Raw genomic sequence first — 23,682 nt, forward strand, 5'->3', positions numbered from 1 at the left:
AGGCCTCGAGCATCTCGTGCTCGACGGGGCCGATGCCGGGGAGCTGCCAGAAATGGTCCATCACCGTGATGCGCCCGATTCCGGCATCCTCCGCGTGCCGGACATGCCGCGCGAGGGTCGGACCGAGCTGGGCCGGCCCGCTGTCGAAGGTGAAGTCAGCGATGTGCAGTCCGAATTGCATGTCAGCTCCGTCCCAGGTCGGATGCCGCATCCGGCCGCGCTGTCAGGTTACGACGCTGTCGGCATCCGTGGCTTCACGCGGCGTCGCCGAATCCCCGCTCACGGTAGAGGTCGATGCTTTCGCGCAGTGCCCGCATGACGTACGGCGGGAAGTCCATGCCCCGCTCGTGCGCCCACAGCAGCTGTGCTTCGATGCGGCCGACCTCGCGGGCGTACTTGTCGAGGTCGGTGTCGAAGCCCAGGGCGGTGACGACGCCGCCCATCTGCGCGCGGTAGCGGTCCTGCCCGTTCGTTCCGACGAGGTTGTAGGTCTTCTCGCGCAGGACGCGGGCGAGGTAGAGCTGCCACGGCCGCAGCGCCCCGGAGCGCACGAGTTCGGTCGCGCTCATCCGGTAGAACGCGAAATGGCCGGGTTCTTGGCGACGGATGGGCGCGATGATCGTCTCGGCGATCGCGGTCTCACCGAGCTCGGTCATCCCGCTGTGGATCGTGTTGTAGGCGAGCACCGCCTGCCGCTCGGTGCTGGCGCCGGTCAGGTAGTAGAGCAGCCGCGCGATGTCTTGGATCGCGGAGAAGTGTGCGAGCGCGCCCATGATCCGCATCTTGTACGACACGTCGAGCACGGGCTCCGCGGCGGCACGCCCGAGGTCCTGCTGCAGCCGATCGAGGATCAGACCGTGCTGAATCTCCTGGGGCTGCCACACGTCGGCGTAGAACATCCGGTCGACCTCGCTGACATCGGGCAACAGCACGAGCAGTTCGAGCACGTTGCGGTCGACCTCGAGCTCGACCCGCGCGAGGTAGTCGATGACGTGTCCGTACCGCTCGGCCACGGCACGCGGGTCACGGATGCCGCGGTCGACGGAGTCCAGTTCGATCGGCGGATGCTCCTCGCCGAGCCTCTGGACGTGCTCGAGTATCCGCTGGGACGTCACCGGCTCAGCCATGCATCCATCATGCGGGACACTCCGCGGCCGTGGGGCCGTACCTCGGCTTTCCCGACCCGGCAAGCCCCTCGGCGGGCGTGTGACTGCGACCTAGCGTCGGCTCCACGGACAACGAACGCTGTCCGGACGACGACGAGAGGATGCACCGATGAAGGCATTGACCTGGCAGGGCCGACGCGAGCTGAGTGTCGACGAGGTACCCGACCCGCGCATCGAGGCACCGACCGACGCAATCGTGCAGATCACCTCGACCGCGATCTGCGGCTCCGACCTGCACCTGTATGAGCTGCTCGGGCCGTTCATCGACCGGGGCGACATCCTGGGCCACGAACCGATGGGCGTCGTCGTGGCGGTGGGCGATGAGGTCACGCAGCTGGCGGTCGGCGACCGGGTCGTGGTGCCCTTCACCATCTCCTGTGGCCACTGCTTCATGTGCCGCCGGGGTCTGCAGTCGCAGTGCGAGACCACGCAGGTGACCGAGTACAACAGCGGAGCTGCCCTGTTCGGCTACACGAAGCTCTACGGTCAGGTTCCTGGGGGTCAGGCGGAGTACCTGCGGGTTCCGCTGGCCGACTACAACCACATCCGGGTCGGCTCCGAGCTCCCCGATGACCGGTACCTCTTTCTCAGCGACATCCTGCCCACCGCGTGGCAGGGCGTGGAGTACGCCGCCGTGCCCGACGGTGGCACCCTCGTGGTCATGGGACTGGGTCCGGTCGGCCAGTTCGCGGCCAGGGTCGGGGTCCATCGCGGCTACCGCGTGCTCGCTGTCGACCCTGTTGCCGAGCGGCGCGCCATGGCGGAGCGCCACGGCGTGCTGACGTACGACCTCGACGATGACGTGGTGGCGCTCCTGCGGGACCTCACCGAGGGGCGAGGCGCGGATGCCGTGGTTGATGCTGTCGGAATGGAGGCTCACGGCGACTCCGTCGTGGAGTTCGCCCAGCACGCCACGGGCCTGTTGCCCGATCCCGTGGCCCGGGCCTTCATGCAGAAGGCAGGGATGGACCGGCTCGCATCGGCCTACGCATCCATCGACGTCGTCCGCCGGGGCGGCACCGTCTCGCTCTCGGGTGTGTACGCGGGAGACGCCGACATCCTGCCGATGAAGACGATGTTCGACAAGCAGCTGTCACTGCGGATGGGTCAGTGCAACGTGAAGCGCTGGACCGACGATCTGCTTCCGCTCGTCGAGGACCCGCGAGACCCGCTGGGCGTGATGGACCTCGTCACCCATCGCGCACCCCTCTCGGACGCTCCCGCGCTCTACGAGACGTTCCAGAAGAAGGACGACGGATGCATCAAGGTCGTGCTCGAGCCGTGACCCGGGCGGGCGCGCCCGCACTGCGCTCGCCCGAGATGCGACGAGCCACCGGCCTCCGATGTCACCGCGCACCGCTACGATCCGTGCCATGGCTTTCATCGAGGCGAGCGGGCTCGTCAAGACCTACCACCCGCGGGGCGCGCCGGTCGTCCGCGCTCTCGACGGGCTCGACCTGTCCGTGCCCGAAGGAACCGTCGCAGCGTTGCTCGGGCCGAACGGCGCGGGCAAGACGACGACGGTCAAGGTGCTGACGACGCTCATCCGCCCGGATGCCGGGTCGGCCACGATCGACGGCGTAGACGTGCTCGCCGACCCGCAGCAGATCCGTCGGATGAGTGGCGCGAGCGGTCAATACGCTGCGGTCGACGAGAACCTCACCGGGTTCGAGAACCTCTTCATGGTCGGGATGCTGTACCACCTCGGGCGGCGCCGGGCGGCGCAGCGGGCGCGTGAGCTCATCGAGCTGTTCGACCTGGTGGATGCCCAGAATCGACCGGTAAAGGGATTCTCGGGTGGGATGCGGCGCCGCATCGACCTGGCCGGCGCGCTCGTCATCAACCCGCCGGTCCTCTTCCTCGATGAACCGACGACGGGGCTCGACCCGCGCAGTCGTCTCGCGCTGTGGGACGTGATCGAGACGCTCGTCGCCGGCGGCACGACAGTGCTCCTGACCACGCAGTACCTGGAGGAGGCAGACCGCCTCGCCGACTCGATCTCGATCATCGACAACGGACGCGTGATCGCGAAGGGCACCGCTGACGAGCTGAAGTCCTCGGTCGGTGGCCAGCGGATCGCGGTGAGCCTCGTGAGCGAAAGCGACGCCGACGCGATGCGCGAGATCCTCTCGCGCTACGGCTCGGGGCCGGTCGCGTCGGACGGGGCCCGCGGCCTGGTGGTGCCGGTCAGCAACGGAGCAGACGCGCTCTCGCGCATCATGACCGACACTGCTGCGGCAGCGGTCGAACTGCACGACGCCGGAATGCGCAGGCCGACATTGGACGACGTCTTCCTGCAGCTCACGGGTCATGCCGCTGAGCAGGCTGGGGATGAGGAGGAGGCGGCATGAGCACCGGCACTGCGCGCACCACGGGAGCGTCGAGCAAGACTCTGCAGCCGGGACCCGGTACGGCGTTCAGTCGATTCCTCTCGGACGGCTACGTCACCACCTGGCGCAACGTGAAGAAACTGACCAGGGTTCCCGACATCCTGATCTTCACCCTCATTCAGCCGATCATGTTCGTGCTGTTGTTCACGTTCGTCTTCGGCTCGTCGATTCAGGTACCGGGAGAGAGCTATACCTCGTTCCTCATGGCGGGGATCTTCGCGCAGACCATCGTGTTCGGCTCAACATACTCGGGCTCGGCGATGGCCCAGGACCTCAAAGACGGCATCATCGACCGCTTCCGCACCCTGCCGATGAGCGGGTCGGCGGTGCTGATCGGGCGGACGGTCGGCGACCTCGTCATCAACGTTCTCTCCCTGATCGTCATGATGCTCACCGGCCTCGTCGTGGGGTGGCGGGTCGAGTCTTCGCCCCTCGAGTTCTTGGCTGGGGTCGGGCTGCTGCTGGTCTTCGCCTACGCGCTGTCGTGGGTGCTGGCGTTCCTCGGGCTGATCGTGCGCAGCCCCGAGGTCATCAACAACGCCTCATTCCTCATCCTGTTCCCCCTGACCTTCATCTCGAACGCGTTCGTGCCGAGCGAGAACCTGCCGGGCCCGCTTCGGGTGATCGCCGAGTGGAACCCGGTTTCGGCCCTCGTACAAGCGGCCCGAGAATTGTTCGGCAACGCGCCCAGCGGCAGTGCGGCAACTGACGCCTGGCCGTTGCAGCATCCGGTGGTCTATGTGCTGCTGATCACCATCGTGATGCTGGTCGTGTTCGTTCCGCTGTCGATCCGCCGCTTCGCTTCGCTCAGCCGCTGACGCCTCGGGCGGAGTCACAAAGGGCCCAGTTCGCGATGACTGCCCGGTGGTCGCTTCCCTCGATGTAGGCGCTTGCCCAGCCCCTGGGAACGGCGCCGCGGGCGAGAACGTGATCGATGGCCGTGAACGCCGGCACCGGCTTCTCCTGCGGCCACGTCGGCCACGGGATCGGGCCCGCCGCCTGAGCCGCTGTCGCGAGGTCGGCGGTCAATCGCCGGAAGACGGGGTGGGAGAACGACGAGTTGAAGTCTCCTGCGACGACCAGACTCGGATCGCTCGTGGCCTGGATCCACTCATCGATTGCGGTGACAGCCTCGTACCAGTCTTCGGGCTGGCCGACCGGTGGCGGCGGGTGCACGGCCGCCACCCGTACTGCCGTCCCGTCCGGAAGCGTCGCAACCGCGCTCACCTGCTCGAACACGCTCCCAGGGATGTCTTCCTCGGCGCTGAGTGGATGGGCAGAGAGGACCACGCTTCCCTTGTAGGCGTTGGTGCTGACCTGTTTCGTCCGGTGAGGAAGGGTTTCGGCGAGACCCTCGCCGTCCAGGATCTGGTTGATCAGGTGCTCATCAGTTTCGACGAGGACCACGACGTCGGCTCCCGCGTCCCGGATCAGGTCGGCGAGCTGACCCGGATCCGCACCGGCGAACTTCGCGTTGAACGACAGCACGGTCAGCGGCGTCGACGCCGTGCACTCGGCTGCGCGGACGGGGGTGAGCACCGGAACCACCGAAAGCACGGCGCCGGCCACGAGGACGGTGGCCCCGATCCAGGCTCGTGAGACTGCCGCGACGACCGCGATCACGAGAAGTCCGAGCGCTCCCGCCGGAAGCAGCGACTGCGCGATAGGGATCATGCCCCCGGCCAGCGCATCCAGGTGTGGCAGCATCGCGGCCGGAACCGCCAGAATTACCGCGATGACGATCCAGACGAGCGAGCGCCGCGACAGCGGGCGGCGCCGCCGGTCATGGGTCTCGAACCTCGCGTAGTCGGAGGACTCAGCGAGTTCATCGTCAGCCACTGGGCCAGTAGATCATCCGCCGGTCCAGGAATCCTGCGAACCGCGTCTCCGGCGGGGGTACGTCATCCCTGCGATTTGGTTCCTGGAACCCTTCGCTTGTCACCGCCTGGCGAGAATCCGCTTCTTCTCGCCATCGCCATGTCGGTGCAGCAGCAGCTGATCCTGGCTGCGGGGTCAGCGGATAGCGGGTTCGGCCAGCCCGCCTGCGGCCGGGGCCTGGCGGGCGAATTCCCGCGCAGCGGGAGCGGCGGTCTCATCTCGGAGGCGCAGGTACAGCCTGAGCGAGCGATCAGCAGGCCATTCCGGCTCGAGCAGGTTTCGCGGGAGCCCCGGGTCGGTGCGGACGAGGGCGAGCCAGTCCGCGACGAGCATTACCCGCATCGAGAGTGCAGTTGACGCATCTGCGACGGCGGAGTCCGACCAGGCATCGATGAAGCCCACGTGCGCGGCGTGGATAGCGTCGATGTCCCACGCTGTTCTCACGGCATCCGCGATCGGGAAGCCGTCGAGTTCGCGCGCGTGAAACGCGACCAGGCCGGTGCCAAGTTCAGGGAGCAGACTCGCAAGGACTCGCTGCAGGTCGACCACTCCCGGTGCGATCCAAAGGCCGTCGCGGAGCGGGGCGAATCCCTCCCAGGTCAGCGTGGAGCGCAGCCGATGGCGCAGCGTCCGTTGCCCCTCGGGAACGCTGAACGTCGCGAGAGTCCAACCGTCGCCATCAGCATGCAGCGGCTGCGGGTTGCGCACACGCTCGCCTGCCTCGGTGAGCATCGCCGCACCCTCGGTGGTCAGGACGAACGACACTTCACGCCCGTGCCGCTCTCGACGCAGGATGCCGTTCTGCTCCAGACGGTCCAGCGCCGCGCGTGTCGCCGGGGGCTGGATGCCGGCCCCCTCGAGTACCTCGATGAACAGTCCCGCACGCACCCACGTGTCCGGGTCATCGAGCACATACTCACCCAGCAGCGCCAGCGCCAGCTCGCGCGGAGATCGACTGCCGAGAAGCGGCGACGACGCGGTACTCATCCCTGCGCCCGCACGGCCTCGCCGCGCTTGGCGCGCTGGATCTGCTCGTACACGTGGGTGCGTAGCTCGGTGAAGCGCGGCATCGCGCGGGTGGTGATCTGGTCGCGGTCCTCGGGGAGATCGATGTGCAGATCCTCTTGCACCCATGTGGGCGACTTCGAGAGCACGACGACCCGCTCGCCGAGGTAGACAGACTCATCGATGTCGTGCGTCACGAACAGGATCGACATCCCGCGCTCGCGATGAAGCGTGCGTACCAGGTCTTCGAGGTCGGCGCGCGTCTGGGCATCCACCGCGGCGAACGGCTCGTCCATGATGAGAACCTCGGGCTGGTAAGCGACGGCGCGGGCGATCGCGACGCGCTGCTGCATCCCGCCCGAGAGTTGCCACGGATAGCTCTTCGCAGCGTGGTCGAGGCCCACCGCGTGCAGAGCGTCGTCGATGAGCCGATCCCGCTCGGCGCGCGAGAGCTTCTTGTGCCGCAGCGGGAGTTCGACGTTGCCGCGCACCGTCAACCACGGATACAGCGAGCGGCCATACTCCTGGAACACCAGCGCCATGTTCTCGGGCGGATCGGTCACTGGCTGCCCGTCGAGTTCGATGACGCCGGCGGTGGGTCGCAGCAGACCCGCGACACACTTGAGCAGCGTCGTCTTCCCGCAACCGGACGGTCCGACGATGCACACCAGCTCGCCCTGGTGCATCGCAAAGCTGATGTCGCCGATAGCCTCGACGATTCCGGTCGATGACTCGTACGTCTTCTTCAGGTTCTCGACCTTGAGCAACGTGTCAGGCACGCTCCACCTCCTTGATTCCGTGATACCACCGCAGCACCCGCCGCTCGACCAGGCCGAACAGAGTGGCAAGCAGCACGCCGATCAGACCCAGCAACAGCACGCCGCTCCACATCTCGGCGATCAGATAGTTCGTCTGGAAGTACTTGATCTTGTATCCGAGCCCGGACGCGTTGTTGAACAGCTCGGAGATCACCATCAGCAGCAGCGCCACCGACAGGGACTGCCGCACGCCAGCCATGATCCGCGGGCTCGCGGACGGCAAGACGAGATATCGGAGCCGCTCCCATCGGGTGAGGGCGAACGACTGAGCAGTCTCTGTCATCACCGAATCGGTGGCCCGCACTCCCTCGATCGTGTTCAGCAGGATCGGCCAGATCGAGCCGGCGACGATGATGATCACTCGCGCGTCATCCCCGATGCCGAAGATGATGAGAACTGGCGCGATGATCACCGGCGGGGGAATGGCGCGGAAGAACTCGAGCGTCGGCTCGAGAAGCTCCCGCAGCCACCGGACGAGTCCGATGAGTGTTCCCGCGGCGATGCCGATGACGATCGAGAGGATGATGCCGAGCGCGAGGCGATACAGGCTCGGAATGACGTCGGTGAAGAATGCCGGCCCGATCCACGTGTCGACGAACGCTTCCAGGATCGTCAGGGGCGGTGGGAAGAACTTCTGAGGCGAGATCCCCGTCCAGATCGCCCACGCGACGATGAGGACGATCGGAAAACCGATGGCGTAGCCGACCTGGATCAGAAAGCCCTTCCAGCGTCGGCGAGCGGGCGGCGGGGTGACGACTGTCGTCGTGTAGAGGGTCACAGCACTTCCTCCCCGCGCACTGACTGATGCCACGACAGCGCGTGACGCTCGATGAACCGGAAGAGCAGATTGACGATGAGGCCGAGGATTCCAGAGACGAGGACGTAGGTGTACACGGTGAGCCAGTCACCGACCGTGAGTGCGGTAGTGATCTGGCTCCCGATACCGGGGATGCCGATCACGAGCTCTGCCGTGATCGTCAGGATGAGGGCGACAGCTGCTCCCAGACGCAGACCCGTCATGAGGTAGGGCAGCGACGTCGGAAAGATGAGGCTGCGGAACTGCGACAAGGTCGAGAGGCCATAGCTGCGCGCGGTGTCGCGGGCGACGGTGTCGATGTCGGCGACCCCGTAGAGCACCTGCACGAACACCTGCCAGAAGGTGGCGTAGACGATGATCACGAGTCCTGCCTGGGGCTGCAGTCCGAAGATCAGGATCGCGACCGGAATCAGCGCCACCGATGGGATCGGGCGCAGGAACTCCACGGTCGTGTGGGTCGCCTTGCGAAGAAAGCGGGAGAGCCCGACGAGGGTTCCGAGCACGATTGCGGCGACGGTGGCGATCGCAAGGCCCGTGCCCCACAGACTCAGGGTGCGGCCGACGTTTCGCCAGAACTCGAGGTCTCGCATCTCGCCGAAGAGGTTGGCGAGCGTTTCCGTGGCGTACGGCAGATACTGCGGGTTGACGATTCCCAGCGTCGGGATGAGCTGCCAGGTGGCGAGCATGCCCAGGATGCCGAGAAGGCCGAGGCCGATCTTGCGGGCCGATCGCGCTGCGTTTGCGCTCCGGCGCCTCCGGGTCGGGGCCGGAGCGGTGGCGGTAGCCATGGTTGTCCTTCGGGTAGCTCAGTCAGGGGGCGGGGACGCGGAAGGGATGCCGCCGGTGAGCGGCATCCCTTCCGCCATCCGTTACTGCTCCTGGATGAGTGTGTCGAAGTTCGGCTCAGCGTCCAAGACCCCGTATCCGACCGCAAGAGAGGCCAACTCCTCGAGATCAGCGACGTTCAGGTCTCGGCGATCGGGAGCGCGGCGACGCGGACCGTGGTCAGCTCCCCGGTTCCCTCGGTCATGGTTTCGGTCGGTTCCGGGGCCGCACCGGAGTCGGTGCATCCGGAAAGGAACAGGGCTGCGGCGGCAAGCGCGCCGAGTGTTGCAAGACTCTTCTTCATCGGAGGCCTCTCGTTGGCGAACAGGGGTGAGAGCGGTTCCACCGGTGCAGTACTGGCCCTGGTTCACGCCAGCGGCACCGCGTCGTACCGTCGCAGCCATAGTGCGACGGTACGTGCCGTCTGTCAAGAGTTTATCGACGACCGTCACAAAACAGTTGAACTTTTTCGCGACGCCCCGTCCGCCCCGAGAGGGCTTCTCCCCGCCCGACGTCAGGAGTCGAAGCCCACGCCGAACAGTCCGGCAAGCCTCAGCAACGGACCGTCTTTCCCGCCGTTTCGGTCCGACTTGGCAACGGCTCGGCGCATCATCTGGATCAGCGGGTAGGCCAGCGGCTCGGGCGGAATCGGGATGGGGAGCTTGCGCGACATCTTCAGCCTCGTGCGCTCGGTATCGCGTCCCTCGAGCAGGTCGAGCATGACCTCTGCACCGAACCGCGTTGCTCCGACACCGAGCCCCGTGTACCCGGCGCTATAGGCGACGCGCCCGCCGCGAGCCGACCCGTGGAACGCGACGAGCTGGGTGGACATGTCGATCGCACCACCCCACTTGTGCGAGAACCGGATGCCGGACAGCTGCGGGAACGTGCCGTAGAAGTGATCAGCGAGTCGCTCAAAGGTCTCGGGGCGTTGATCCTGCGCCGCTCTGACGCGCCTGCCGCGGTGGTAGACCGCGTCATACCCGCCGAACAGAATCCGGTTGTCAGACGATTTTCGGTAGTAGTGGAACTCCCGCGACGAATCGGTGATGCCGTGACGCTCGGTCCAGCCGATCGCGGCGAGCTGGTCGGCGCTCAGCGGCTCCGTCATGAGCACGTAGTCGTAGATCGGCACCGTGAACAGCCGCAGTTCGGGCAGCAATGACGAGAAGACGTTGGTGGCAAGGGCCACCCGGCTCGCACGAATCTCGCCCTGTGCGGTTTCGGCGACCATGCCTACGCCATCGGGGCGAAGGCGAGTCACCCGCGTCCGCTCGTAGATCTCGACACCGTGATCTTCGGCAGCCGCCGCGAGCCCCCACGCGAGCTTGGCGGGGTTCACATAGGCGACGCCATCCGTTCCGAACAGTCCCGCGCGGTAGAGCGGGGAGTTCCCCTTCTCACGAAGGCTCTCGCCCTCCAGGAACGTCTCGCTCGGGGAGCGATCGGCAGCTTCCCGGAGCCAGCCGATCTGGTGCGGCTCGGTGGCCACCGTCAGGACACCGGTCTCCTCCCATTCGGCGTCGATCCCGTAGCGCTGGATCGCTGCGCGGATCCCAGCGAAGTTCTCGTCAGCGAGGCGGTTCAGCACCGGCATCTCGTCAGCGAAATGCAGCTCCCCGTTCTCCCATCCGTGAGTGAGGCTCGCTTCGCAGAAGCCGCCGTTTCGACCACTCGCGGCCCAGCCGATACGGTTTCCCTCGACCAGGACGACGCGCCGCTTCGGGTCACGCTCTTTGGCGATCAGTGCTGTCCAGAGCCCGGCGAACCCCCCGCCCACCACGAGCAGATCGGTGGACACCCGGCCAGAGACTGCACCGCGTGGGGCGGGACGGTCAGGATCGTCGAGCCAAAACGGGGTGGTGGATGCCTCCGCCAACGCGCCGCGGATGGTGCCGAGGTCAGTGCGGATCTCATGGCCGTATGCGGTGGTCGCGCTCATGGGCATCCTCTTTCGTTGGTGGTCTGGGTCCCACCCGCAGTCGCGAGGCGGGTCATGGTTCCGGTTCGAGATCTGGCACGATGTAGACCTTTCGAAGGACCGTGGGCACGTGCCACCGCGTCCGCATTCCTGACTCGAGTCGACACAGAGACCCGGCGCGCAGCTCGATCGTCCGGTCGACCCGCCCGTGCTCCTCGATGAGTTCCACGGTCGCCTCGCCCGAAACGACGACGAACACCTCGTCAGCCTCGATGTCCCGCATCGAGCCGGCAGTCATCTCCCAAATCCCGACCGTGGTGCCACCGACCACTGCAACATCGACGAAGCCCGTGCTGGGCTCTCCCTCGAGTCGAAGATCGTCGGAAACTGGAGTGCCCGCGACGCCCAGATCCGCCACAACGAGCGGCTGGAAGGGTTCGAGGGTGGTCATCGCGGCATCCTCAGCCGAGGCGACCTAGCGCCGCGTCGATGATCGTGAGGCCTCGGTCCAGTTCCGATTCGGTGACGACAGCCGGTGGCACGACGTGGAGGCGGTTCTCGGCGAAGAACCCGAGGAGGCCCTGGTCGAGAAGGTCCTTCTTGAGCGCCGCCATGCGCTCGGCCCCGAGGGGTTCGCGCGTCTGCCGGTCGGCAACGAGTTCAACGGCCCAGAAGACGCCGCGCCCCCGCACCTCGCCCACCACGGCATGACGCTCGGCGATCTCGCGCAGGCGCGGGCCCAAGATGTCGGTGCCCATGCGGGCCGCGTGTTCCACGATGTTCTCGTCGGCCATCGCCTCGATCGTCGCGACGGCTGAGGCGGCAGCAAGCGGATGACCGGAATACGTGAGGCCGCCGGGGAAGACCCGGTCATCGAACGTGCGCGCGATCTCATCCGAGATGACCACTCCACCCAGCGGCACGTAGCCGGAGTTCACACCCTTCGCGAACGTGATGAGGTCGGGCGTCACGTCGAAAGCGTCGAACGCGAACCACTCGCCGGCGCGCGCGAAGCCTGCCATCACCTCATCGAGGATGAAGACGATGCCGTAGTGGTCGGCGATCTCGCGGACTCCGGCGAGGTATCCGGGCGGCGGAACGAGCACGCCGGCGGTTCCGGGGATCGTCTCAAGCAGAATCGCGGCAACGGAGTCGGAGCCCTCGGCCTGGATGGTTCGTTCGAGGTGCCGTAGTGCTCGCTCGCTCTCCTGTTCGGGAGTGGTCGCCCAGAACTCCGTCCGATAGAGGTAGGGCCCGAAGATGTGCACGTGGCCGCGCGAGAACTCGTTGGGGATCCGACGCCAGTCGCCGGTGGCCACGATCGCCGCGCCCGTGTTGCCGTGGTACGAGCGGTATGTCGAGATGACCTTGTCGCGCCCGGTGACCAGCCGTGCCATGCGGATCGCGTTCTCGTTGGCGTCGGCCCCACCGTTGGTGAAGAACACCTTGGTGAAGCCCTCCGGTGCACGCTCCAGGATCAACTCGGCGGCGCGCGCACGAGTGGCGTTCGCGTGAGCCGGTGCGACTGTCGTGAGTTGCGCTGCCTGCTTCTGGATGGCCTCGACGACCCGCGGATGCTGGTGGCCGATGTTCACGTTGACGAGCTGGCTCGAGAAGTCGAGGTAGCGGCGACCATCGACGTCCCAGACCTCGCTCCCGCTACCACCGGCAAGCGGCAGAGGAGCAAGGGAGCGCTGTGCGGACCAGGAGTGGAAGACGCTCGATCGGTCGCGCTCGCTGATGCTCGCGTTCGTGTCGTCAGGAGTGAGAGCCATGCCCCCTAGTGTGCTCCGCCGAACCAGCTCGCATAGTTCACAATTGTCGTACCGCACACTCTTCGATCGACAGATTGGCACGACGATTCCGACCACGCTGCGCTCCCTTCTGGCAGTTCGAGCGTTCGGCCTGCGCGCCGTGGGTGATCTCGATGCTGATCACCTCGACCGCGCCATTTCCTGGGTCCACAACTCGGACCTGCCCGACCCCACGCCGTGGCTCGAACCCGGGCAGCTCCTCCTGACCGACGGCGGGCAATTCACCGGACCGGGCTCGACCTCTCCCGAGGCTTACTGCTTCCGGCTCCAGCAGCGCGGAGTGGCGGGCTTGGGATTTGCGATTGACGTCATCCATGCGGCGGTGCCCGCCGAACTCGCGGCGGCCTGCGAGCGCCACGAGATCCCGCTCATCGAGGTGCCCGGCACGACGCCGTTCATCGGCATCATCCGACACGTCGCGGATGCCGAAGCCGCCGACCGGAGCGCGAGGCTGTCGTGGACGCTGGAGTCGCAGCGAGCACTGGCGAGGGCAGCTGTGCGCCAAGACGGGCTCCGGGCGATCCTGCGGACCCTCTCATCGCGGCTCGGCACGTGGGTCGCGCTCTTCGACGCCGCAGGAAGACCGCTCAGCCTCCCTGGAATCGCGGAGGTTCCGGCATCCGTGGACTCCGCGGTCCAAGAGCAGTCTCGGGTGCTGCTTCGCAAGTCGAAGCCGGCGAGCGTTCGCATCACCGAGCCCCTCGCCGCGACGCTGCAGACGATTGGCCAAAGCGGGCGCCTGGGCGGCGTGCTCGCCGTCGGGGCTGACACCCCACTGGACTCCGCCCACAGCGATCTCGTCGAGTCGGTCATCGCCCTGGCAAGCATCGCGCTGGAGCAACAGCGCGCCGTCTCGGATGCGCGCCTGCGCGTGCGTACCGGAGTCATCGAGCTGCTCCTGGCTGGCCGCACTGACGAAGCTGCGCGCTCCGCGACGGCGCTGTGGGGACGGATGCCGGCACCGCCCCTTCTGGCCGGTCAGGTGATCGGTTTCACCGGTAGTCAGTCGCTTCTCGACGAGCTCGAGCTTGCCGCGACGGCCGAGCCGGGTGCACTGTTCTTCGCCGAACGCTCGGAGGATCTGCTGATCCTGGCCTCCCGCGAAGCACTCGTGGGAGTCGCAGACGTGCTGCGCAAGCATGACACCGCCGCAGGGTTCGCCGACCTTGACCGGTGGGCTGGCCTGAGCCGCGCGCTGGACGAGGCAGCTCACGCCGCCGAGCAGGCCCGTGCGCCTGGCGTCGTCGAGTTCTCAGCGATTGCCGACCGCGGCGTGATCGGCATGCTGCGAACCAGCGGCGGTCAACTCGTCGCCCGTCGCATGCTCGCACCGCTGGATCACCTGCCCGAGGATCACCGCGAGCGCCTCCTCGCAGCTGCGCGGGCCTGGTTCGCAGCCAACACCGCGTGGGATCCGGCCGCTCGCGCTCTCGACATCCACCGACACACGCTGCGCGCCCGCATCGACGAGCTCGGGGACGTGCTGAACCTGGACCTATCGAGCTTCAGCGGTCGCGCTCAGCTGTGGGCAGCGCTGGAACTCTCCCCAGCCGCCCGCTAAGGGCCGGACGCGCGTCAAGTGTTCTGCGGGAAGCCCAGGTTGATCCCGCCGTGGGTAGCCGGGTCGAGCCATCGCGCGGTGACCGCCTTCTCGCGCGTGAAGAAGTCGAACCCGTGAACGCCGTAAGCCTTGGCATCACCGAACAGCGACTTCTTCCATCCGCCGAACGAGTGGTACGCGACCGGCACGGGGATCGGCACGTTGATGCCGATCATGCCGACCTGGACTTCGCTCTGGAATCGCCGGGCGGCGCCACCGTCGTTCGTGAAGATGGCGGTCCCGTTTCCGAACTCGCCCGAGTTGATCAGCGCGACTCCCTCATCGAAGCTCTCGACCCGCACGATCGACAGGACGGGACCGAAGATCTCTTCCGTGTAGGCGCGGCTGGTGGTGGGAAGGCCATCGATGAGGGTCGGTCCGAAGAAGAACCCGTCCTCGTGACCGTCGACGACCAGCGAGCGGCCGTCAACGACGATCGTCGCGCCATCAGCCTCGGCGATGTCGACGTACCCAGCCACCTTCTGGCGGTGCTGGTCGCTGATGAGCGGCCCCATGTCGGGTTCGGCGTCTCCAGTCTGCGCTCCGTTGCCGACGGTGAGCTTCGCGATGCGATCCGAGATCTTCGCGATGAGCTCATCGGCGACCGGCTCTACCGCGAGGACCACGCTGATGGCCATGCACCGCTCGCCCGCGGCGCCGTAGCCGGCGTTGACAGCCTGGTCGGCGACGAGGTCGAGATCGGCATCCGGCAGTACGAGCATGTGGTTCTTGGCGCCACCCAGCGCTTGAACGCGCTTGCCGTTGCGGGCGGCGGTCTCGTAGATGTACTGCGCGATCGGCGTCGAGCCGACGAAGCTGATCGACTCGACCACCGGCGAGTTCAGGAGCCCGTCGACAGCGAGCTTGTCACCCTGCAGGACGGTGAACGCGCCATCGGGCAGGCCCGCTTCCTTCCACAACCCTGCGAGCCAGAGCGCGGCCGACGGATCCTTCTCGCTGGGCTTGAGGACGACGGCGTTGCCCGCTGCGATGGCGACGGGGGCGAACCACAGCGGGACCATCGCGGGGAAGTTGAAGGGGCTGATGATGCCGACGACGCCCAGCGGCTGCTTGAGGGAGTAGACGTCGATTCCGCTGGAAGCGTTCTCTGAGTAGGCGCCCTTGATCAGGTGCGGGAAGCCGGTGGCAAGTTCCACGACTTCCTGGCCGCGAAGGATTTCACCCATCGCGTCGGAGAGCACTTTGCCGTGCTCGGCGGTGATGATCGCCGCCAGCTCCGGCTTTCGCGCGTTGAGCAATTCACGGAAGGCGAAGAGCACGCCCTGCCGCTTGGCGACCGACCACGTCGACCATTCTTCGAAGCCACGTCGCGCTGATGCAATGGCAGCGTCAGTTTCCGTCTGGTCGGCCAGCGCGACGTTAGCCGCGACCACGCCGGTGGCGGGGTTGAAGACCGGTGCCGTGCGCCCGGATCTAGACGCCGTCGGTGCGCCGTCGATCCAGTGAGGGATGGTCGGGAGGTCGAGTTCTGCCATGTCGTCAGGTTAGGTCACCGGTCAGGACCGACCGATCGACAATCTGTCACGCGAGTTCGACGCGGATGCCACACCGGCACGGCATGTTCCCCGTCCATGACTATGCATCAGATGAGCAGGTATACGGCTCCGATGATCGTGAGGGCGATCACCAGGTACTCGAACACGCGTTGGCTGATGGCGGATGCGATCTGGCGGCCCACGAGCGCACCGAGGACGACCGCGGGCACGAGGATCAGATCGATCAGCAGGCCTTGCGGTGTGATGAGCCCGAGGCCGATCGAGAACGGAACCTTCGCGACATTCACGGCCGCAAAGAACCACGCCGCAGTGCCGAGAAACACGTGAACCGGAAGCCGAGCGGCGAGGAAGTACATCGACATCACGGGCCCAGCGGCGTTGGCGACCATCGTCGTGAATCCGCCCATCACCCCGTAGAAACCCGCCGCCACCGTGCCCGGAACCGCGTCGGCATCCGCGCGGGATCTACGCCGCCAGAGCGTGAACGCGATAACCACCAGCAGGGCGTCTCGCCGACACCGTCCACCTGATCCTCACATCGTGCTGACGGTCACGCCCTTCGTCTCCGGCGCGGAGTCAGCGGGAGCCCCGCCTTCGACGCCGGCCATCGACTCAATGTTGATGATCCGCCCATAGCGCTGTCGACGCATCACGGGGACCGCAGCTAGACACATGAGGTATGTCCCGCGAAGGTTGATGGCAACGACCCGGTCGAATGTCGACACCGGCACCTCTTCGATGTCTGCCCGATCATCGCCCTGCGGCGCTGCCGCGTTGTTCACCAGCACGTCGAGGCGGCCGTATCTGTCGACGGTCTCGGGCGCGCCCGTCACCGTGCCGATTGGCGAATGGCGAAGGCCCCGATTCCCGCGTGATTCTGCGGATATCGAGGCCTTGCGCATGGCGGTGACGGTGGGATTTGAACCCACGGTAGGGGGTTACCCTACACAACTTTTCGAGAGTTGCACCTTCGGCCGCTCGGACACGTCACCGTCGTCCAGCTTACGACACGCCGCGGCCCCGCAGAAATCCTGGTCGCGGCGGCATCCGGCACGCGGTACACCCCGTCGAAACCGCGCCGACATGAACCGGCGATAGCGTCGCGGGCAGCGAGCGTCGCCATCGGTTGCGGCGCCAGAACGGAAGCCATGAGCGTGCACCTCCTCACCGCCGACATCCTCGTTCCGATGGATGCCTCTCGCAGCGTCCTCACAGATGCGGGCGTGGCGATTGACGGCGACGCCATCGTCAGCGTCGGGGTTCGCGAGAAACTGCTGCAGCTGCATCCGGATGCCGCGCACACGCACCTCGCCGACCGGGTGCTGATGCCGGGCCTGATCAACGGCCACCACCATTCAGGTCTCTTGCGCGGCACCGCCGAGCACCTGCCGGTGTACGAGTGGCTGCGCGTGCACATCGATCCGATGCACCGGGTGCTTGAGCCGGACGACGCCGCGGCTGCCGCGTGGCTTTGCTACGCCGAGGGTCTGCTTTCGGGCACGACGACGGTCGTGGATATGTGGCGCTACATGGACCGGGCTGCGAGCGCCGCGGTCGAACTCGGCAACCGGCTCGTGACCGTCAACTATGTCGGCGAGCACCCGGATTTCGACTACTTCGACACCCTCGACGACAACGAGCGGATGCTGCGCGATTGGACGGGTGCCGGCGGTGGGCGCATCATGCCCTGGGTCGGGCTGGAGCATCCGTTCTACGCCGACGACGCCGGCCGCGCCCGCGCCGTCGCGATGGCCCGCGACTATGGAGCCGGCATCTACACCCACTGCAGCGAGTCCGAGTTGGATGTGCGGATCTTCGCCGAGCGCACCGGCCTGCGACCGATGCATGCCCTCGAGCGCATGGGCTTCTTCGACACGCCCCGCGCCATGATCGCTCACGCCGTCTGGCTGGACGCCGACGAGATCGAGCTGGTCGCTGAGCGCGGAGTCGGCGTCTCCCACAACCCCGTCAGCAACATGAAGCTCGCCAGCGGCATCGCGCCGATCGCCGAGATGCTCGAGGCCGGGGTGAACGTCGCCATCGGCACCGATGGCGAGAAAGAGAACAACAACCTCGACATGTTCGAGGAGATGAAAGTCGCCTCCCTGCTCGGCAAACTGCGAAAGATGGATGCCGCAGCCATGGACTCGTGGCAGGTCCTCGAAATGGCCACGATCGGCGGGGCGCGGGCCATCGGTCAGGGGGACCGGCTCGGCTCCCTCGAACCCGGCAAGCAGGCCGATCTGATCGCGGTGCGGACCGATACACCCCGGATGACTCCCCTGTTGCCGGCCGGATCGCACGCCAACATCCACCACAACCTCGTGCACGCCGTCCGCGGCAGCGACGTCGATCGGGTGGTCGTCGCCGGTCGCACGGTCGTCGCCGACGGCATCCTCACCACCGCCGATCTGGGCGAACTCATCGCGAAGGTCCGCGGGCGCGTCCCCGCACTGTTCGAGCGTCGCGCGGCGTACCTCGCTTCGGTCGGCGACCCCGCCGGACTGTTCTCGCAGTAGCGCACTCTGCCAGGATGGGAGGGAGAGTTTCGCGACCCGATCGGAGTGTCATGACCACGTTCGACCAGCTGCTGTCAGAGCAGATCGGCCACGAGTTCGCCGCCAGCCAGCAGTACATCGCCATCGCCGTTTGGTACGACGACCACGACCTGCCGCAGCTCGCGCGCCACTTCTACCGCCAGTCCGTCGAAGAGCGCAACCACGCGATGATGCTCATCCAGTACCGCCTCGACCGCGACATGGGCGTGACCATCCCCGGCGTTCCGGCTGTGCGCACCGACTTCGCCGACCACGCCGAGCCGATCCGCCTGGCACTCGAGCAGGAGAAGCGCGTTTCGTCACAGATCGAGGCGCTCTTCGCCGCGGCCCGCGCCGAGAGCGACGGACTGGGAGAGCAGGCGATGCTGTGGTTCCTGAAGGAACAGGTTGAGGAGGTCGCGTCGATGACCACGCTCCTCAACATCGCGGAGCGCACCACGAACCTCTTCGACATTGAGAACTTCGTCGCTCGCGACATGCCGAACGGCGACTCGACCGAAGCCGACGCCCCGCCCGCTGCCGGCGGCGCGCTCTAGCCCGACCTTCCATCCGTCGAACCCACACCTTCGGCCTTGAGCCCACAGGATCCGGCCGCGAAAAGGTGTGGGTTCGACGCGCGAGGTGTGGGCTCGGCGAGCGCGGGCTGATCGGATCGCGGGCTGATCTGAGCGACCCCACCGCCGCGCGAAGCGCGTAGCGTGACGGTGTGGCATCTCGCATGAGTCGATCGCAGCGACTCATCCTCACGATTGCGATCCTGGCATCGTTCGTCGCGTTCCTCGACGGCACGCTCATCAACGCGTCGCCCTTCCCGCGATCGAGACCGAGCTCGGCGGCGGGCTCACGACCCAGCAGTGGGTGGTGGATGCCTACCTCATCACCCTCGGATCACTCATCCTGCTCGCCGGTTCGATCTCGGATGCCTTCGGCAGGCTGCTCGTGCTGCGCATCGGCCTCTACGGATTCGCCGCGGCATCCGTCGTGATCGCGATCGCGCCAGACCCCGTCATCCTGATCATCGCCCGCGCCGTGCAGGGTGCGGCGGGCGCGTTCCTCGTTCCCAGCTCGCTGGCGCTCATCACCTCGCGCTTCGACGGCGCGATGCGCGGCCGGGCGATCGGCATCTGGACGGCCATGACCACCGGCGCCATGATCGTCGGGCCCCTCATCGGCGGCGTCTTCGTCGACTACCTGTCGTGGCGGTTCGCGTTCGTCATCAACGTCGTACCGATCGGCATCACCCTGTGGCTCCTCCACACCCTCGGCGAGCGCGACGAGCGCCGCCCCGACGCTCGCATCGACTGGATCGGCGCCGCCCTGTGCACCTTCGGACTCGGCGGGGCGGTCTTCGCGCTGATCGAACAACCGAACCTCGGATGGGGATCGCCCGTGATCTGGGGGACGTTCGCGGCCGGCATCCTTCTGTTCGCGCTCTTCCTCTGGCGTCAGCGGTCGGCAACGGCGCCGATGCTGCCGCTTGACCTCTTCCGCATCCGCAACTTCTGGACCGGGAACATCGCGACCCTGTTCGTGTACGCAGCGCTCTCGCTCAACGGCTTCGTCGTCACGGTCTACCTGCAGCAGGAGGCTGGGTTCTCGGCGACTCTCGCGGGGCTTGCGAGCCTGCCGACCACCGTCATGATGGTGCTGCTGAGTGCATCGATGGGGTCCCTGTCCGACCGCTTCGGGCCGCGGATCTTCATGACCGTCGGACCGCTCGTGATGGCCGGCGGATCGCTGCTGCTTCTCACGGTCACCGACCCCGTCAACTACTGGCTCCAACTCCTTCCGGGGCTCATCCTCTTTGGACTTGGGCTTGCCATCACGGTCTCGCCCCTCACCGCGGCGATCCTCGGCGCGGTGGATCCGGCCCGCTCCGGCATCGCCTCCGCCGTGAACAACGCCATCGCGCGCATCGCCGGGCTTCTCATCATCGCGACGCTCGCGACGATCGTCGCCGGCAGCCTCGATCTTGACGGATTCCACCGCGCCGCGATCGTCACCGCCGGACTCATGGTGGCTGGCGGGATCGTGTCGTTCCTCGGCATCCGGAACTCCGACGTCGCACCAGTCGAGAAGCGGGCGGAGCCGGCTACCGGCGCGTAACACCGACCTGTAAGACTGTCCCTCATGAGTGTGATCGAGAACTCGAAAGTCACCGTCGTCGGCGCCGGCAGCGTCGGATCCAGCGCCGCCTACGCCGCCCTCATCCGCGGCTCAGCCCGCCATGTCGCCCTCTACGACATCAATACCGCGAAGGTGGATGCCGAGGTTCTCGATCTCGCTCACGGCACCCTGTTCACCGGCACGAGCGACATCACCGGCGGCAGCGACATCTCGGTAGCCGCGGGTTCGCACGTCGTCGTGATCACCGCCGGCGCGAAGCAGAACCCGGGGCAGAGCCGCATCGAGCTTGCGGGCGTGAATGCCGGCATCCTGCGAAAGATGCTCCCCCAGCTGCTGGAGGTGGCCCCCGACGCGGTCTACGTCATCGTGACCAACCCGTGCGATGTGCTGACGGTGCTCGCACAGGAGGAGACCGGGCTTCCTCCGGAGCGACTGTTCGCGTCGGGAACCGTACTCGACACGTCCCGGCTGCGCTGGAAGCTCGCTCAGCGCGCTGGGGTGGCGACCTCGAGCGTTCACGCGCACATCATCGGCGAACATGGGGATACCGAGTTCGCGCTGTGGTCCCACGCGATGATCGGGACGGTTCCGATCCTCGACTGGGAGTCGGAGGGCCACCCCCGCATGACGGTCGATGAGCTCGACGCGATCACCGTCGATGTTCGGGATGCCGCCTACAAGGTCATCCAGGGCAAGGGCGCGACCAACTACGCGATCGGGCTGTCGTCGGCTCGGATCATCGAGGCGATCCTGAGCGATGAGCACGCGGTCCTGCCGGTGAGCACCGTGCTGAAGGACTTCCACGGGATCGATGGCGTCGCTCTCTCCGTGCCCTCGATCGTGAACTCCCGCGGCGCGTTCCCGATCCGCGAGACACCGTTCTCGCCGAACGAGCTCGCGCTGCTGCGCCGGTCGGCCGACGCCCTGCGCGAGGTAGCCTCTTCGCTGCGCTGATCCGGATCAGCTCCCGCCGCCGCCCATCGCCGCGGCAGCACCTGCGATGTAGGGGATCAGCCAGATCGCCCAGACCACGATGCTGAAGCGATGGAACACCGCCTTCTCGTGTTCACGATTGCGGATGAGCACGATGACCGCCCACAGCAAGTGGATGGCCATGAGGATGATGGCAGCCAGACCCGTCCAGCTCATGAGCGTGTCGAGCGGACTCGCCGCAACGCCCGCGGCCCGGCGGCCGCCGGCGATCTGCGACATGAGGAGTGTGCCCGTGGTGTCTGCCGCGAGTCCGAGTGCGAAGAACGCCGCGTGCCACCAGCGCAGCGTGCGCTGGATGCGCTCCGCCCACACGCCGATGGAGTAGAAGACGAGCGCGAGGGTGATGATGACGATGGCTGCGATGAGCATGTGCAGACTCTAGCAATGCTTCAGCAGAACTGAAGGGATAGCTGCGTCGGCATCCGTAACCGATGCCTCGCGCGCGTGGCGAACTCCTCAAGACTGCCGTCTTCGGGGCTCCGCGACCGCCGTCCGAGCCCCGCCACCGCCGGATTTGAGGAGTTAGCCACAGGGCAGGGCGTGCCCGGGCGGTGGTGTCGGATGCCGCGACTAGCCTGATCGCATGGCCAAGCGTCCGACGACCACCGCCCCGTTCCGGTGCACCGAGTGCGGGTGGACGACGGCCAAGTGGGTCGGACGGTGCGGCGAATGCCAGCAGTGGGGCACCGTCGTCGAAGCCGCCGAACAGACCGGGATCGTTCGGGCACTCGCCCCCGCGACGCCGAGCGCAGAGCGTGCAGCTCAGCCGATCACGCAGGTGTCGGCATCCGATGCTCCCCGCCGCACGACCGGCATCGGCGAGTTCGACCGCGTCCTCGGCGGTGGGCTCGTACCCGGCGCCGCGATCCTGCTTTCCGGCGAGCCGGGCGTCGGCAAGTCCACGCTGTTGCTGGATGTCGCGGCACACTCCGCGGCATCCGGTCACCGTGTGCTCTACGCGAGCGCGGAGGAGTCGGTCGCGCAGGTCAGGCTGCGGGCGTCACGCACGGGGGCCCTGCACGACGAGCTGTATCTCGCGAGCGAGACCGACCTGGCCACGATCCTCGGCAACGTCGATGAGGTGCAGCCAAGCCTCCTGATCGTCGACTCGGTGCAGACGGTCTCGTCGGCGATGCACGAAGGCGCGGCGGGCCACCCGTCGCAGGTGCGAGAGGTCGCGTCGACCCTCATTCGCGTGGCGAAGGACCGAGGCCTGCCCGTCATCATCGTCGGACACGTCACGAAGGACGGCTCGATCGCCGGGCCCCGCATCCTGGAGCACCTGGTCGACGTCGTCTGCCACTTCGAGGGTGACCGGCAGAGTTCGCTGCGCTTCGTCCGCGCGCTCAAGAATCGGTTCGGGCCCACCGATGAGGTCGGCTGCTTCGATATGACAGGCGACGGCATCCAGGAGGTCGCCGATCCCAGCGCCCTCTTCCTCGGACATGGAGACCCGGTCGCGGGCACATGCGTCACGATTGCGATGGAGGGGCGCCGGGCGCTCCCCGTCGAAGTCCAGGCTCTGACGATCAAGACCTCAGCGCCCAACCCGCGCCGCATTGTCAACGGCGTCGAGGCGTCACGGGTGGCGATGGTCCTGGCCGTGCTCGAACGCCGCGCTGGCGTTGTCGTCAGTGACCATGACGTGTACGTCTCAACGGTCGGTGGGGTGCGCCTGGTCGAGCCCGCGGCAGACCTCGCGATCGCGGTGGCCGTGGCCAACGCCGTCAGCGAGACAGCTCTTGCCAAGGGAACGGCGGCCATTGGCGAGCTGAGTCTGGCAGGTGAGGTCCGGCCGGTGATGCAGGCCGCACAGCGGCGCGCCGAGGCAGAACGGCTCGGCTATCGGACGGTGGTCGACGCCGGATCGAAGAACCTCCGCGGGGCACTCGGCGACCTCAGTCTCCACGCCGTGCGACCGGGGCGACGCCGAGAATCGAGCAGCAGGCCCGACGACGAGCCGGGCTTCTAGCAGCCCGCGGCGTCAGTCCTCGACACGGACCTCGAGCGCTGCCAGCACGTCGACGGGGCTCGCCTGCATCGGATGCGGGCCTGCGAGGTCGAAGAAGACCGTCGTGATCTCGTCGCGGTGCACCTCGAGGAACGTCATGAGGCTGGCCGGCGGCATCAGCGCGACCGCTGGCGGAAGCGTCGCGGGCTTGTTCGTGGCATCGCTGAACAGCAGCAGAGCGACCTGACCGGTGTTCGGGTCGCGGTACGTCCACACCTCCCCGACATCCAGCGGATTGTCGC

The 23,682-nt window shown here is 66.9% G+C and carries 21 protein-coding genes, 1 tRNA gene and 4 pseudogenes; 9 read left to right on the forward strand and 17 right to left on the reverse strand.

What is annotated here, in order from left to right; translation table 11 throughout:
- Together B3587_RS04845 and B3587_RS04850 are read right to left on the reverse strand one after the other, a co-directional pair.
- Positions 1-181, reverse strand: a pseudogene (locus B3587_RS04845) (LLM class F420-dependent oxidoreductase); the annotation flags it as partial.
- A 73-nt stretch (positions 182-254) separates the two neighbouring features.
- Positions 255-1,127 (reverse strand): GTP-binding protein LepA, encoded by an 873-nt coding sequence (locus B3587_RS04850; RefSeq protein WP_292726858.1) that lies wholly within the window; start codon positions 1,125-1,127, stop codon positions 255-257.
- Between the two features lie 148 nt (positions 1,128-1,275).
- Here B3587_RS04850 and B3587_RS04855 point away from each other — a divergent pair, with 148 nt between their 5' ends.
- The 3 genes from B3587_RS04855 (at position 1,276) to B3587_RS04865 (ending at position 4,374) form a co-directional block, all read left to right on the forward strand.
- The gene (locus B3587_RS04855) at positions 1,276-2,451 is read left to right on the forward strand and encodes an alcohol dehydrogenase catalytic domain-containing protein (RefSeq protein ID WP_292726859.1); all 1,176 of its coding nucleotides are present in this window, start codon (positions 1,276-1,278) and stop codon (positions 2,449-2,451) included.
- 88 nt (positions 2,452-2,539) lie between these two features.
- Positions 2,540-3,517: an ATP-binding cassette domain-containing protein gene (locus B3587_RS04860; RefSeq protein WP_292726860.1), complete on the forward strand. Its 978-nt coding sequence runs from the start codon at positions 2,540-2,542 to the stop codon at positions 3,515-3,517.
- Positions 3,514-4,374 carry an ABC transporter permease gene (locus B3587_RS04865; protein WP_292726861.1) on the forward strand — a complete coding sequence of 287 codons (861 nt, stop codon included), beginning with the start codon at positions 3,514-3,516 and terminating at the stop codon, positions 4,372-4,374. The genes B3587_RS04860 and B3587_RS04865 overlap by 4 nt, the downstream gene beginning before the upstream one ends.
- Here B3587_RS04865 and B3587_RS04870 read toward each other — a convergent pair.
- From B3587_RS04870 to B3587_RS04910, 9 genes are all read right to left on the reverse strand, one after another.
- Entirely contained in the window at positions 4,364-5,395 is a 1,032-nt protein-coding gene (locus B3587_RS04870) for an endonuclease/exonuclease/phosphatase family protein (protein ID WP_292726862.1), read from the reverse strand. The genes B3587_RS04865 and B3587_RS04870 overlap by 11 nt on opposite strands.
- Positions 5,396-5,569: 174 nt before the next feature.
- Positions 5,570-6,421, reverse strand: a complete 852-nt coding sequence (locus tag B3587_RS04875; protein WP_292726863.1) for a PaaX family transcriptional regulator C-terminal domain-containing protein — start codon at positions 6,419-6,421, stop codon at positions 5,570-5,572.
- Complete coding sequence (locus B3587_RS04880) at positions 6,418-7,218, reverse strand: ABC transporter ATP-binding protein (RefSeq protein WP_292726864.1); 801 nt, start codon at positions 7,216-7,218, stop codon at positions 6,418-6,420. The genes B3587_RS04875 and B3587_RS04880 overlap by 4 nt, the downstream gene beginning before the upstream one ends.
- On the reverse strand, positions 7,211-8,035 hold the full coding sequence (locus B3587_RS04885; RefSeq protein ID WP_292726865.1) for an ABC transporter permease: 825 nt from the start codon (positions 8,033-8,035) through the stop codon (positions 7,211-7,213). Before B3587_RS04885 ends, B3587_RS04880 begins: the two co-directional genes overlap by 8 nt.
- Positions 8,032-8,862 carry an ABC transporter permease gene (locus tag B3587_RS04890; protein WP_292726866.1) on the reverse strand — a complete coding sequence of 277 codons (831 nt, stop codon included), beginning with the start codon at positions 8,860-8,862 and terminating at the stop codon, positions 8,032-8,034. The genes B3587_RS04885 and B3587_RS04890 overlap by 4 nt, the downstream gene beginning before the upstream one ends.
- A 176-nt stretch (positions 8,863-9,038) precedes the next feature.
- Positions 9,039-9,203 (reverse strand): hypothetical protein, encoded by a 165-nt coding sequence (locus tag B3587_RS04895; protein ID WP_292726867.1) that lies wholly within the window; start codon positions 9,201-9,203, stop codon positions 9,039-9,041.
- A 210-nt stretch (positions 9,204-9,413) separates the two neighbouring features.
- Positions 9,414-10,841, reverse strand: a complete 1,428-nt coding sequence (locus B3587_RS04900; RefSeq protein WP_292726868.1) for an NAD(P)/FAD-dependent oxidoreductase — start codon at positions 10,839-10,841, stop codon at positions 9,414-9,416.
- Between the two features lie 52 nt (positions 10,842-10,893).
- The gene (locus B3587_RS04905; RefSeq protein WP_292726869.1) at positions 10,894-11,271 is read right to left on the reverse strand and encodes a cupin domain-containing protein; all 378 of its coding nucleotides are present in this window, start codon (positions 11,269-11,271) and stop codon (positions 10,894-10,896) included.
- Positions 11,272-11,281: 10 nt separating this feature from the next.
- Positions 11,282-12,595 carry an aspartate aminotransferase family protein gene (locus tag B3587_RS04910; RefSeq protein ID WP_292726870.1) on the reverse strand — a complete coding sequence of 438 codons (1,314 nt, stop codon included), beginning with the start codon at positions 12,593-12,595 and terminating at the stop codon, positions 11,282-11,284.
- A gap of 43 nt (positions 12,596-12,638) precedes the next feature.
- On the opposite strand from B3587_RS04910, the gene B3587_RS04915 reads away from it, so the two are divergent.
- Positions 12,639-14,195 (forward strand): PucR family transcriptional regulator, encoded by a 1,557-nt coding sequence (locus B3587_RS04915; protein ID WP_292726871.1) that lies wholly within the window; start codon positions 12,639-12,641, stop codon positions 14,193-14,195.
- Between the two features lie 14 nt (positions 14,196-14,209).
- Here B3587_RS04915 and B3587_RS04920 read toward each other — a convergent pair whose 3' ends face one another.
- From B3587_RS04920 to B3587_RS04935, 4 genes and pseudogenes are all read right to left on the reverse strand, one after another.
- Positions 14,210-15,730: a CoA-acylating methylmalonate-semialdehyde dehydrogenase gene (locus tag B3587_RS04920; RefSeq protein WP_292726872.1), complete on the reverse strand. Its 1,521-nt coding sequence runs from the start codon at positions 15,728-15,730 to the stop codon at positions 14,210-14,212.
- Between the two features lie 107 nt (positions 15,731-15,837).
- Positions 15,838-16,254 (reverse strand): annotated as a pseudogene (locus B3587_RS04925) (TSUP family transporter); the annotation flags it as partial.
- A gap of 30 nt (positions 16,255-16,284) precedes the next feature.
- A complete protein-coding gene (locus B3587_RS04930) occupies positions 16,285-16,584 on the reverse strand; it encodes an SDR family NAD(P)-dependent oxidoreductase (RefSeq protein WP_292726873.1) in 300 nt (99 codons plus the stop codon).
- A gap of 68 nt (positions 16,585-16,652) precedes the next feature.
- Positions 16,653-16,743, reverse strand: a tRNA-Ser gene (locus B3587_RS04935).
- Positions 16,744-16,899: 156 nt separating this feature from the next.
- Here B3587_RS04935 and B3587_RS04940 point away from each other — a divergent pair.
- The 4 genes and pseudogenes from B3587_RS04940 (at position 16,900) to B3587_RS04955 (ending at position 21,390) form a co-directional block, all read left to right on the forward strand.
- Entirely contained in the window at positions 16,900-18,270 is a 1,371-nt protein-coding gene (locus B3587_RS04940) for an amidohydrolase (RefSeq protein WP_292726874.1), read from the forward strand.
- A 50-nt stretch (positions 18,271-18,320) separates the two neighbouring features.
- Positions 18,321-18,845: a ferritin gene (locus B3587_RS04945; protein WP_228177457.1), complete on the forward strand. Its 525-nt coding sequence runs from the start codon at positions 18,321-18,323 to the stop codon at positions 18,843-18,845.
- A gap of 182 nt (positions 18,846-19,027) precedes the next feature.
- Positions 19,028-20,415: pseudogene (locus B3587_RS04950) on the forward strand (MFS transporter).
- 24 nt (positions 20,416-20,439) lie between these two features.
- Positions 20,440-21,390, forward strand: a complete 951-nt coding sequence (locus tag B3587_RS04955; RefSeq protein WP_292726875.1) for an L-lactate dehydrogenase — start codon at positions 20,440-20,442, stop codon at positions 21,388-21,390.
- A 6-nt stretch (positions 21,391-21,396) separates the two neighbouring features.
- Here B3587_RS04955 and B3587_RS04960 read toward each other — a convergent pair whose 3' ends face one another.
- Positions 21,397-21,798 carry an HsmA family protein gene (locus tag B3587_RS04960; protein ID WP_292726876.1) on the reverse strand — a complete coding sequence of 134 codons (402 nt, stop codon included), beginning with the start codon at positions 21,796-21,798 and terminating at the stop codon, positions 21,397-21,399.
- A gap of 214 nt (positions 21,799-22,012) precedes the next feature.
- On the opposite strand from B3587_RS04960, the gene radA reads away from it, so the two are divergent.
- Entirely contained in the window at positions 22,013-23,401 is a 1,389-nt protein-coding gene (gene radA / locus B3587_RS04965) for a DNA repair protein RadA (RefSeq protein ID WP_292726877.1), read from the forward strand.
- A 12-nt stretch (positions 23,402-23,413) separates the two neighbouring features.
- Here the strand turns inward: radA and B3587_RS04970 are convergent.
- Positions 23,414-23,682, reverse strand: a pseudogene (locus B3587_RS04970) (dehydrogenase); the annotation flags it as partial.

The sequence above is a fragment of the Microbacterium sp. UBA837 genome, assembly GCF_002296025.1.
In the GTDB taxonomy this organism is placed as follows: Bacteria; Actinomycetota; Actinomycetes; order Actinomycetales; family Microbacteriaceae; genus Microbacterium.

Bases quoted from the DNA above. Each gene is read 5' to 3' on its own strand.
- B3587_RS04920 (WP_292726872.1), bottom strand. From the start codon at position 15,730: ATGGCAGAACTCGACCTCCCGACCATCCCTCACTGGATCGACGGCGCA.
- B3587_RS04860 (WP_292726860.1), top strand. From the start codon at position 2,540: ATGGCTTTCATCGAGGCGAGCGGGCTCGTCAAGACCTACCACCCGCGG.
- B3587_RS04855 (WP_292726859.1), top strand. From the start codon at position 1,276: ATGAAGGCATTGACCTGGCAGGGCCGACGCGAGCTGAGTGTCGACGAG.
- B3587_RS04940 (WP_292726874.1), top strand. From the start codon at position 16,900: ATGAGCGTGCACCTCCTCACCGCCGACATCCTCGTTCCGATGGATGCC.
- B3587_RS04945 (WP_228177457.1), top strand. From the start codon at position 18,321: ATGACCACGTTCGACCAGCTGCTGTCAGAGCAGATCGGCCACGAGTTC.
- B3587_RS04955 (WP_292726875.1), top strand. From the start codon at position 20,440: ATGAGTGTGATCGAGAACTCGAAAGTCACCGTCGTCGGCGCCGGCAGC.
- B3587_RS04875 (WP_292726863.1), bottom strand. From the start codon at position 6,421: ATGAGTACCGCGTCGTCGCCGCTTCTCGGCAGTCGATCTCCGCGCGAG.
- B3587_RS04905 (WP_292726869.1), bottom strand. From the start codon at position 11,271: ATGACCACCCTCGAACCCTTCCAGCCGCTCGTTGTGGCGGATCTGGGC.
- B3587_RS04910 (WP_292726870.1), bottom strand. From the start codon at position 12,595: ATGGCTCTCACTCCTGACGACACGAACGCGAGCATCAGCGAGCGCGAC.
- B3587_RS04960 (WP_292726876.1), bottom strand. From the start codon at position 21,798: ATGCTCATCGCAGCCATCGTCATCATCACCCTCGCGCTCGTCTTCTAC.
- radA (WP_292726877.1), top strand. From the start codon at position 22,013: ATGGCCAAGCGTCCGACGACCACCGCCCCGTTCCGGTGCACCGAGTGC.
- B3587_RS04850 (WP_292726858.1), bottom strand. From the start codon at position 1,127: ATGGCTGAGCCGGTGACGTCCCAGCGGATACTCGAGCACGTCCAGAGG.
- B3587_RS04900 (WP_292726868.1), bottom strand. From the start codon at position 10,841: ATGAGCGCGACCACCGCATACGGCCATGAGATCCGCACTGACCTCGGC.
- B3587_RS04865 (WP_292726861.1), top strand. From the start codon at position 3,514: ATGAGCACCGGCACTGCGCGCACCACGGGAGCGTCGAGCAAGACTCTG.
- B3587_RS04890 (WP_292726866.1), bottom strand. From the start codon at position 8,862: ATGGCTACCGCCACCGCTCCGGCCCCGACCCGGAGGCGCCGGAGCGCA.
- B3587_RS04895 (WP_292726867.1), bottom strand. From the start codon at position 9,203: ATGAAGAAGAGTCTTGCAACACTCGGCGCGCTTGCCGCCGCAGCCCTG.